Origin of the sequence: Nocardioides sp. Root240 (assembly GCF_001428825.1) — a bacterium.
GTDB lineage: Bacteria > Actinomycetota > Actinomycetes > Propionibacteriales > Nocardioidaceae > Nocardioides.
Map to the genome: position 1 here is coordinate 626,195 of NZ_LMIT01000013.1, position 9,628 is coordinate 635,822.

The 9,628-nt window shown below is 73.1% G+C and carries 8 protein-coding genes; 6 read left to right on the forward strand and 2 right to left on the reverse strand.

Going from position 1 to position 9,628, the window contains the following annotated elements; all coding sequences use genetic code 11:
* Positions 1–39 precede the first annotated feature (39 nt).
* Complete coding sequence (locus tag ASE20_RS20370; protein WP_056896429.1) at positions 40–1,056, forward strand: Gfo/Idh/MocA family protein; 1,017 nt, start codon at positions 40–42, stop codon at positions 1,054–1,056.
* Here ASE20_RS20370 and ASE20_RS20375 read toward each other — a convergent pair.
* Complete coding sequence (locus ASE20_RS20375) at positions 1,035–1,700, reverse strand: response regulator (protein ID WP_056896357.1); 666 nt, start codon at positions 1,698–1,700, stop codon at positions 1,035–1,037. The genes ASE20_RS20370 and ASE20_RS20375 overlap by 22 nt on opposite strands.
* A 7-nt stretch (positions 1,701–1,707) precedes the next feature.
* Complete coding sequence (locus ASE20_RS20380; protein WP_056896358.1) at positions 1,708–3,006, reverse strand: sensor histidine kinase; 1,299 nt, start codon at positions 3,004–3,006, stop codon at positions 1,708–1,710.
* A gap of 92 nt (positions 3,007–3,098) precedes the next feature.
* Here ASE20_RS20380 and ASE20_RS20385 point away from each other — a divergent pair, with 92 nt between their 5' ends.
* From ASE20_RS20385 to ASE20_RS20405, 5 genes are all read left to right on the forward strand, one after another.
* Positions 3,099–4,538 carry an alpha,alpha-trehalose-phosphate synthase (UDP-forming) gene (locus ASE20_RS20385; RefSeq protein WP_056896359.1) on the forward strand — a complete coding sequence of 480 codons (1,440 nt, stop codon included), beginning with the start codon at positions 3,099–3,101 and terminating at the stop codon, positions 4,536–4,538.
* A 56-nt stretch (positions 4,539–4,594) separates the two neighbouring features.
* Positions 4,595–5,779, forward strand: a complete 1,185-nt coding sequence (locus tag ASE20_RS20390) for an alpha/beta fold hydrolase (protein ID WP_082612645.1) — start codon at positions 4,595–4,597, stop codon at positions 5,777–5,779.
* Positions 5,776–7,086: an MFS transporter gene (locus tag ASE20_RS20395; protein WP_056896360.1), complete on the forward strand. Its 1,311-nt coding sequence runs from the start codon at positions 5,776–5,778 to the stop codon at positions 7,084–7,086. Before ASE20_RS20390 ends, ASE20_RS20395 begins: the two co-directional genes overlap by 4 nt.
* Complete coding sequence (locus ASE20_RS20400; RefSeq protein ID WP_056896361.1) at positions 7,076–8,503, forward strand: pyridoxal phosphate-dependent decarboxylase family protein; 1,428 nt, start codon at positions 7,076–7,078, stop codon at positions 8,501–8,503. The genes ASE20_RS20395 and ASE20_RS20400 overlap by 11 nt, the downstream gene beginning before the upstream one ends.
* A gap of 355 nt (positions 8,504–8,858) precedes the next feature.
* Positions 8,859–9,521: a uracil-DNA glycosylase gene (locus tag ASE20_RS20405; RefSeq protein ID WP_082612646.1), complete on the forward strand. Its 663-nt coding sequence runs from the start codon at positions 8,859–8,861 to the stop codon at positions 9,519–9,521.
* Positions 9,522–9,628: the final 107 nt, after the last annotated feature.

Sequence of the window (9,628 nt, forward strand, 5' to 3'; positions counted from 1 at the left end):
CGCACCGCCGTGTCCCCCACGCCTCGTAGGGTCGTGACCATGACCTCGTCGCCCGACCCGATCGGCTGGGGCATCCTCGCCACCGGCAAGATCGCCCGGACCTTCGCCACCGACCTCGCACTCGTTCCGGGCGCGCGCCTCGCGGCCGTGGGCTCCCGCTCCGCCGAGGGGGCCGCCGCCTTCGCCCGGGAGTACGGCGACGCGGACACCCACGCGCACGGTACCTACGCCGCGCTGCTCGCCGACCCCGCGGTCGACGTCGTCTACATCGCCACGCCCCACGCGCTGCACCTCGAGGGCGCCCGGGCGGCGTTCGAGGCCGGCAAGCACGTGCTGTGCGAGAAGCCGCTCACGCTCCGCGCGGCCGACGCCGAGGAGATGGTCCGGCTCGCCCGCGCGCACGACCGCTTCCTCATGGAGGCGATGTGGATGGCCTGCCACCCGGTGATCCGCGAGCTGCGCGACGAGCTGGCCACCGGCCGGTTCGGCACGCCCCTGCACCTGGCGGCCGAGCTCGGCTTCCGGGTGGACGCGCCGCCGACGGGTCGGATGTTCGCGCCCGAGCTGGGCGGCGGGGCGCTGCTCGACATGGGCATCTACCCGCTCACCTTCGCCCACCTGATGCTCGGCGAGGCCGTCGAGCTGACCGCTGTCGCCAGCCTCGCGGAGACCGGGATCGACCTCGACGTCGCGATCGCCGGGGGCTACCCCGGCGGCGCGGTCGCCAGCATGCACGCGTCCATGTCCTCGTGGTCCTCGCGGGCTGCCTCCATCGCGACCGACCTCGGCCGGATCGAGCTGCACGGCGATTTCCACCACCCCGGGTCGGCCGTGTTCACGCCGGTCGGCCGACCGGACCAGCAGGTCGTGCTGACCGGCCGGGAGCCGGTGATCGGGGTGGGCTACGGCAACGAGATCGCCGAGGTGGACCGCTGCGTCCTCGCCGACCTGCGGGAGAGCCCGCTGGTACCGCACGAGCAGACGCTCACCCTGCTGGGGCAGATGGACGGACTACGACAGCAGCTGGGGATCCGCTATCCCGACGACCCGGCCTGACCCCCGGCACTGAGGTACCGGACGACGGCCAGCACCCGCCGGTGCGACTGGTCGTCGTCGGGCGCGAGGCCGAGCTTGGCGAAGATCCGCTGCGTGTGCTTCTCCACGCCCGCGAGGGACACCACGAGCGCCTCGGCGACGGCCGCGTTGGAGCGGCCCTCGGCCATCAGCGCGAGCACCTCCCGCTCGCGCGGCGTCAGCGCGAGCAGCGGGTCGTGCCGCCTGCCCATCAGGTGGCGCACGACCATCGGGTCCAGCGCGGTGCCGCCGGCCTGGACCGTCACCAGCGCGTCGAGGAACTCCGCGACCTCGCTGACCCGGTCCTTGAGCAGGTAGCCCACCCCGCCCTCGCCGGTGGCGAGCAGCTCGTCGGCGTACGACGCGACGACGTACTGCGACAGCACCAGCACCCGCGCCCCGGCCCACGCCCGGCGCACCGCCACGGCGGCACGCAGCCCCTCGTCGGTGTGGCTGGGCGGCATCCGGACGTCGACGATCGCCAGGTCGGGACGGTGCTCGAGCACCGCGTCGACGAACCCGGGGCCGTCGCCGACGGCCGCGACGACGTCGTGCCCGGCCTCCGCGAGCAGCAGCTGCAGTCCCTCGCGGAGCAGCACCGAGTCGTCCGCGACCACGATCCTCATGCCGGCCTCACCTCAGCGGGACCTCCGCACGCAACCGGGTCGGGCCGCCCTCGGGCGAGGCGAGCAGGAGCCGCCCGTCGACACCGGCGAGCCGCTCCTGCAGCCCGTGCAGTCCGTGGCCGGGACTCGCGGCCGCGCCACCGCGCCCGTCGTCGTCGACCGTCACCTGCAGCGCTCCGTCCACGACGACCAGCGTGACATCCGCCCGGGCGGCACCGCTGTGCTTGACGACATTCGTCAGCGCCTCGGCGACCACGAAGTAGGCGGCCGTCTCGACGGGCAGCGGCAGGCCGGAGGGTACGTCGGCGGTGACCCGCACCGGGATCGGCTGGCCGTCCGCCATCTCGGCCACGGCGGCGACGAGGCCGCGGTCGACCAGCAGCGGCGGGGCGATCCCGCGGGAGAGGGCGCGCAGCTCCTCGACGGCGGCGCGGGTCTGCGCGACGGCGGCGTCGAGGGTGCGGGCGGCGGTGTCGGGGTCCTGGCCGAGTTGGATGCGCGCCCGGCCCAGGTCCATACCGAGCCGGATCAGCCGCTGCTGCGGGCCGTCGTGGATGTCGCGCTCGAGCCGGCGCAGCGACTCGGCCTCGGCGCGGTGCGCGGACTCGCGGCTCTCCTCGACCCGCGCCACCCGGCCCTGCAGCTCGGCGCGACTGGTCAGCAGGACCGACGCGAGGCTGCTGTGGACGAGGGCGGCGAGGCGCACCGCGAGCGGCAGCGTCAGCAGGGCCACGACACCGATGCCGGTGATCAGCCCGACGTCGGCGGCCCGGCTCTCGCCGAGGCCGACCAGGTCGGCGAGGCTCTTGTCGTCGCCGTCGCGCGGGATGAACCTCTCCCATAACCAGTACGACGCACCCGTGAGCACCGCCGACCACCAGGTCAGGGCGATCGCGAAGGCCGCCGTACCGGTGAGCAGGCCGACCAGCGACCACACCACGTCGAGCCACGACTGAGGGTCGCGCAGCGGCGTCAGCGTGCGCCGCCAGAAGCGGTCCCCCGATCCCGCCCGCAGGTACGACGGCGCCGGGACCGCGTCACTGCGCACGGTCCGCAGCCGGATCCGCTCCAGCCCGGCGAAGCCGCGGGCCACCAGCACCGCCACGACGACCACGAGCACGCCGCCGATCAGGACGGACAGGGCTGCTCCGAGCGCGAGGAGGGTAATGACGACCACGTGGGCGACGAGAGCGAGCGGGAAGGCCGACAGCGCGTAGGCGGAGTCGTGCAGGGTGCGCCGGACCAGGGGGGTGCCGGCGACGTGGGCGGGCGGGGAGGTCGGTGTCATCACCAGCGTCTCGGTCATGGGTCCAGCGTGGTGCGTGGGCGTCGTACCCGGAATCCTGCCAGCACGACACTCCTTGTCGGGCCAGCCCGACAACCGTCCGTCTGGATAGGGTGACGACCGTGGCCCACGACCTGGTGATCGTTGCCAACCGTCTCCCCGTCGATCGCGTCGCCGGGCCGGACGGCAGGACGACCTGGCGCCGCTCCCCCGGCGGCCTGGTCTCCGCCATCGAGCCCGTGATGCGCGCCCACGACGGGGTGTGGGTCGGTTGGCCCGGCGGCACCGAGCAGCGACTGCGCGCGTTCAAGGACGACGGGCTGTCCCTGGTGCCGCTGTCGATGACGGCGGAGGAGATCGAGGAGCACTACGAGGGCTTCTCCAACGGCACGCTGTGGCCGCTCTACCACGACGTCGTCGCGAAGCCGGAGTTCCACCGCGAGTGGTGGGACACCTACGTCAAGGTCAACCGGCGCTTCGCCGAGAAGGCCGCCGACCTGGCCGCGAAGGGCGCCACGGTCTGGGTGCACGACTACCAGCTGCAGCTGGTGCCGCAGATGCTGCGCGAGCTCCGCCCCGACCTGCGGATCGGCTTCTACCTGCACATCCCGTTCCCGCCGGCCGAGCTGTTCCAGCAGCTGCCGTGGCGCCGCCAGATCCTCGAGGGCCTGCTCGGCGCCGACCTGGTCGGCTTCCAGCTGCCCGGCGCCGCGCAGAACTTCATCCGCCTGGTCCGCCAGCGGGTCGGCCACAAGACGCACCGCGACCTCGTCTACCTGCCCGACGGCCGCACCGTCCGGGCCGCGGCCTTCCCCATCTCGATCGACGCCTCCGGTTTCGAGGAGCTGGCCCGGTCCGAGGGCGTCGTCGAGCGCGCCGCCGCGATCCGCGAGGCGCTGGGCAACCCGCGCAAGATCTTCCTGGGCATCGACCGGCTCGACTACACCAAGGGCATCTACGCCCGGCTGCGTGCGTTCGGCGAGCTCATCAGCGACGGCAGGGTGACCGTCGACGACGCCGTCTTCGTGCAGGTCGCCGTCCCCTCGCGCGAACGGGTGGAGCACTACCGCAACCTGCGCGACGACATCGAGCGCCTGGTCGGCCGGCTCAACGGCGATCTCGGCCGGATCGGCCGCCCGGCGATCAGCTACCTGCACACGTCGTACCCCCGCGAGGAGATGGCGGCGCTCTACCGCGCCGCCGACGTGATGGTCGTGACGCCGTACCGCGACGGGATGAACCTCGTCGCCAAGGAGTACGTCGCCTGCCGGGTCGACGACGACGGCGCCCTCGTCCTCTCCGAGTTCGCCGGGGCGGCCGACGAGCTGCGCCAGGCCTGGCTCGTGAACCCCTACGACATGAACGGCATGAAGGGCGCGCTGCTCGAGGCCTACGAGGCCGATCCCAAGGAGCTGTCGAAGCGGATGAAGGCGATGCGCAAGCAGATCGCCCAGCACGACGTGAAGGCGTGGGCCGACAGCTTCATGACCGAGCTCGAGGACGAGTCGCACCACAACCACACCAAGTCGCTGCGGCCCGCCGACCGCTCCTGACCCCTGTCCTGCGGACGATCGGGTCCCGAAGCCCTCCTGCGCGGTAGTTTTCGCACATGGATCTGGTGCCCCTGCGTTCCGTGCCGGGCTCCGGCCTGCTCCCCGCCCCGGACCAGGTCGTGGCGGCGGCGAGCAATGTCGCGCAGAAGCTGCTCTACGGCGGCGTCGCCGACCTGCGGCCGATGCCGCGCACGCTGATCGACGACGGCACGCTGCGCGAGGTCTACCACTACCGTCCGGCCGGGCACGTGCAGGAGAAGGGCGACCCGGTCCTGCTCGTCACACCGTTGGCCGCACCGTCGAGCTGCTACGACCTGCGCCGCGGCTGCTCGCTCGTCGAGCACTTCGTCACCGAGGGCCGCCCGACCTACCTCGTGGAGTACGGCGAGGTGTCCTTCCGCGACCGCAACCTCGGCATGGAGCACTGGATCGACGAGGTCGTGCCGAACGCGATCCGCGAGGTCTCCGCGCACGCCGGCGGCCGTCCCGTGCACGTGATCGGCTGGAGCCTCGGCGGGATCTTCTCCCTGCTCACGCTCGCCGACAAGCGCTCCGGTGACCTGCCCGTCGCGTCGCTGACCGTGGTCGGCTCGCCGATCGACATCTCGCAGGTGCCGCTGCTGGCGCCGTTCCGCCCGCTGCTCAACCTCTTCAACGGCAAGGGCCCGATCACCAAGGGCTACCAGATGCTCGGTGGGGCGCCGAAGCCGCTGGTGAAGTGGGCCTTCCAGCTGACCGCCTTCCAGAAGATGGTCACGAAGCCGATCGCGCTGGCGACCCACATCGACGACCGCGAGTTCCTCGCGCAGATCGAGGCGGTCGACCACTTCACCGCCAACATGATCGCCTACCCCGGCCGCACCTTCGGCCAGCTCTACCACCGCTTCGCGAAGGGCAACCAGCTCGCCAGCGGCACCTTCGAGCTCGACGACCGCACCATCGACCTGGCCGACATCACCGTGCCGGTCCTGGTCTTCGGCGGATCGACCGACGGGATCGCGCCGGTGCCGTCGGTGCGCGCCGTCGTACCCCTGCTGAGGAAGTCGGCCGAGGTGCGCTTCGAGGTCGTGCCCGGCGGCCACCTCGGCATGCTCACCGGCCGCGCTGCGCGGACCACCACCTGGCTGGCGATGGACGAGTGGATCACGCAGTGGTCGACCGACAACAAGCCGGCCGTGCCGATCGGCACCAACCGGAAGCGCCGCACGTCGTCGGCGGCATCGCGCTCGCTCGCCAAGTGAGTCCTCGCATCGGGTACGGCGCCGGGTCGGTCGCGACCGGCGCGTTCGGCACCGTGCCGGGCCTGATGCTGCTCCCCTACCTCACCGACACGCTCGCGGTGCCGGCACTGCTGGCCGGCGCGATCGTCTTCCTGCCGAAGGCGTGGGACGTCGTGCTGAACCCGGTCGCCGGCCGGATCAGCGACCGGACCGTCGACCCGCGCGGGCCGCGCCGTCCCTGGCTGCTGCGGGCCGGCTTCGCCCTGGCCGCCTGCTTCGCCCTCCTCTTCGCCGCGCCCGACCTGGGCTCCCAGGCCTTCGACGCGGCCTGGGTGCTCGTCGCGTTCCTGGCCTGCGCGACGGCGTACGCCTTCTTCCAGGTGCCCTACGTCGCGATGCCGGCGGAGATCGCGACGACGTCGGCCGAGCGGACCCGCCTGATGACGTGGCGGGTCGCGATCCTCGCCTTCACGATCCTGCTGGCCGGGGCGAGCGCGCCCGCGATCCGCGACGCGATCGGCGGCCGCGACGGCTATCGCGCGATGGGCGTCGTGATGGCGCTGCTCATCCTCACCGGCGCACTGCTCGCCTACCGCGGCACGCGCGCTGCCCCCATCGGCACGGTCGCGCCGGGCGCCGGGACGTTGCGCGACCAGCTGCGCATCGTCGCGGGCGCGCGGGACTTCCGCGTGCTGCTGACGACCTTCGTGCTGCAGGCGCTGGCGACCGGGTGCATGCTCGCCGCGGTCGACTACGTCGCCGGCGACGTACTCGAGCGCGACGGAGCGGCCACCGTGCTCTTCGTCTGCTTCGTCGGTCCCGCACTGCTGCTGACGCCGGCCTGGGCGACGATCGGCCGCCGCACCGGCAAGAGGCGTGGCTACCTGCTGGCGTCGCTGGTCCTGGCATCCGGCGCTGCGCTGGTGCTGCCGGCGTCGTCCGGGTCGGCGGTGCTGGTCTACGTCGCCGTGGGGCTCGTCGGCGTCGGGTACGCCGGCGTGCAGGTGTTCCCGATGGCGATGCTGCCCGACGTCGCGGCGGTCGACGCCCGTCGTACCGGGTCGTCGCGGATCGGCGTCTACACCGGCGTCTGGACGGCCGGCGAGACCCTCGGCCTGGCGCTCGGACCCGGCCTGTTCGCCGTCGTGCTGGCGCTCGGCGGCTACGTGTCGAGCGACGCGGACGACGTGCTGCAGCCGGACTCCGCGGTCACCGCCATCACCCTCGGATTCTCCCTGCTGCCGGCCCTGCTGGTGCTGCTCAGCCTGCTCTGGCTGCGCGGCTACACCCTCGACGAGACGGAGGTCGATCGTGTCGATGTCGCCTGACGAGGTGCGCGCCCGGCTGGCGGCGCTGCAGGCCGAGGACCTGCCGGTCCACGGCGGCCGCACCCTCGCCTACGTGTACGACGCCGGCCTGGCCGAGGTCGACGCGCTGGCCCGCGAGGCGGTCGCCGCGTTCGCCGGCAGCAACGGCCTCGACCCGACGGCCTTCCCGAGCCTGCTGGCGATGGAGAACGACCTCGTCACCTTCGCGCGCGCTCTTGTCGACGGTCCGTCGACAACCGTCGGCACCCTCACCTCCGGCGGCACCGAGTCCTGCCTGCTCGCCGTGCAGGGCGCCCGCGACGCGCGGCCCGACATCACCGCGCCGTCGATGGTCGTCCCGGAGACCGTGCACGCCGCCTTCCACAAGGCGGCCCACTACTTCGGGGTCCGCGCCGTCGTCGTGCCGGTCGGTCCCGACCACCGCGCGGACGCCGACGCGATGGCGGCGGCGATCGACGAGACGACCGTGCTCGTGGTGGCCAGCGCGCCGTCGTACGCCCACGGCGTGGTGGACCCGGTCACCGCGATCGCTGCCGCCGCGGCGGCCCGCGGCGTGCGCTGCCACGTCGACGCCTGCATCGGTGGCTGGGTGCTGCCGTGGGCCACCCGCCTGGGCCGGCCGGTGCTGCCGTGGACCTTCGCCGTCGAGGGCGTCACCTCGATCTCGATGGACCTGCACAAGTACGCCTACGCACCGAAGGGCTCGTCCCTGCTGCTGCACCGCACGCCGGAGCTGCGCCGGCCGCAGTACTTCGCGCACGCCGGCTGGCCCGGCTACACGATGCTCAACGCGACCCTGCAGTCCACGCGATCGGGCGGCCCGGTCGCGGGTGCGTGGGCGACCGTGCAGGCCATCGGCGACCCCGGCTACCTGGACCTGACCCGCCGCGCACTGGCCGCGACCGACCGGATCGTCGCCGGGCTGGCCGAGGTCGACGGGCTGGCCCTGCTCGCCGTACCGGACTCGACGCTGGTCGCCGCCGTCGCCGACGGACCCCTCGACGTGTTCACCGTCTGCGACGAGATGGCCGAGCGCGGGTGGTTCGTCCAGCCCCAGCTGTCGTACGACGGCCGTGCGCCCTCGCTGCACCTCGCGGTCAGCGCCGCGACCGACCCCGAGGCCTTCCTCGCCGCGCTGGAGGCGTCGGTGTCCGCCGCTCTCGACGCCGGTCCGGTGCCGGTGGACGAGGCCGTCGTCGCACTGCTCCAGACGCTCGACCCGACCACGCTCGGGGACGCCGAGTTCGACCTGCTGCTCGCGGCGGGCGGCCTGGCCGGCGACGAGGGCGAGCTGGGGCTGCCCGAGCGGATGGCTCCGGTCAACGCGCTCCTCGACGCGGCCCCGCCGCGGCTGCGCGAGGCCGTCCTGGTCGCCTTCCTCGACCGCCTGGCGCGGCCGATCGCCGCCGACGCCTAGTCCCAAAGGACTAGCGCACCTCGGCCGCGTTCCCGATCCCGGGACCGGTCCCTGGTCCGTAGATTTCTCATCACCGACGCGGACCTCGAGATCCGCTGGAGGGAGCCCCACCCGGGTCCGGCACCCCATTGCCGGGAGTGCCCCCGGGAGGACCAGCAAGGCTCGAGATCCGCGTCGGAGCTAGCCACACCAGGTGGCGCCCCTGGGAGGGAGAGGGGCGCCGCCGCACGGTGGTGGCATTCGGGAGCAGCACCGCGGCCGACCTCGCTGGGGGGTGGGTCTGGGGGGACCCGGCGCTTCGGCGCCGTAGGGTCGTGCCGTGGGTGCTCTCTCCGGACTCTCAGAGAAGGGCCTGATGGCCCCCGATTGGGCCGAGGCCTTGGCGCCGGTCGAGGACCGGGTCGCTGCGCTCGGCCAGTTCCTGCGCGACGAGATCGCTGCCGGTCGGCCGTACCTGCCGGCCGGCGAGCACGTCTTCCGCGCGTTCTCGCGGCCGCTCGCCGACGTCCGCGTGCTGATCGTGGGGCAGGACCCCTACCCCACGCCGGGGCACCCGATCGGCCTCTGCTTCGCCGTCGACCGCCACGTCCGGCCGCTGCCGCGCAGCCTCGCGAACATCTACCGGGAGCTCGCCGACGACGTCGGCGTCACGCCGCCGCCCCACGGCGACCTGTCCGCGTGGACCGACCAGGGCGTGATGCTGCTGAACAGGGTCCTGACCGTGCGCCCCGGCGCCTCGGACTCCCACAAGTTCCAGGGCTGGGAGCACGTCACCGCGTGCGCGATCCAGGCCGTCGTACGACGGGCGGAGGCGGGCACCCCGATGGCCGCGATCCTGTGGGGCAACGCTGCGCGCTCGCTGAAGCCACACCTCGGCCCGATCCCGGCCGTGGAGTCCCCGCACCCCTCGCCGCTGTCGGCATCGCGCGGGTTCTTCGGCTCACGGCCGTTCAGCAAGGTCAACCAGCTGCTCGTCGAGCGCGGCGGCCAGCCGATCGACTGGACCTTGCCAGCCTGAGACCGGCCCGACGGGAGTTTCACCGGCCGGCCGGTGAAACTCATGCTTGGACGAGGAAACTTCGATGCTTCTGACTGATGTGTGGGTCAGGTTCGGCCGGGGAGTGC

Excerpts from the sequence above, each read along its gene's own strand:
- ASE20_RS20405 (WP_082612646.1), top strand. The coding sequence starts at position 8,859 with ATGGCCCCCGATTGGGCCGAGGCCTTGGCGCCGGTCGAGGACCGGGTC.
- ASE20_RS20375 (WP_056896357.1), bottom strand. The coding sequence starts at position 1,700 with ATGAGGATCGTGGTCGCGGACGACTCGGTGCTGCTCCGCGAGGGACTG.
- ASE20_RS20380 (WP_056896358.1), bottom strand. The coding sequence starts at position 3,006 with ATGACCGAGACGCTGGTGATGACACCGACCTCCCCGCCCGCCCACGTC.
- ASE20_RS20370 (WP_056896429.1), top strand. The coding sequence starts at position 40 with ATGACCTCGTCGCCCGACCCGATCGGCTGGGGCATCCTCGCCACCGGC.
- ASE20_RS20390 (WP_082612645.1), top strand. The coding sequence starts at position 4,595 with ATGGATCTGGTGCCCCTGCGTTCCGTGCCGGGCTCCGGCCTGCTCCCC.
- ASE20_RS20400 (WP_056896361.1), top strand. The coding sequence starts at position 7,076 with ATGTCGCCTGACGAGGTGCGCGCCCGGCTGGCGGCGCTGCAGGCCGAG.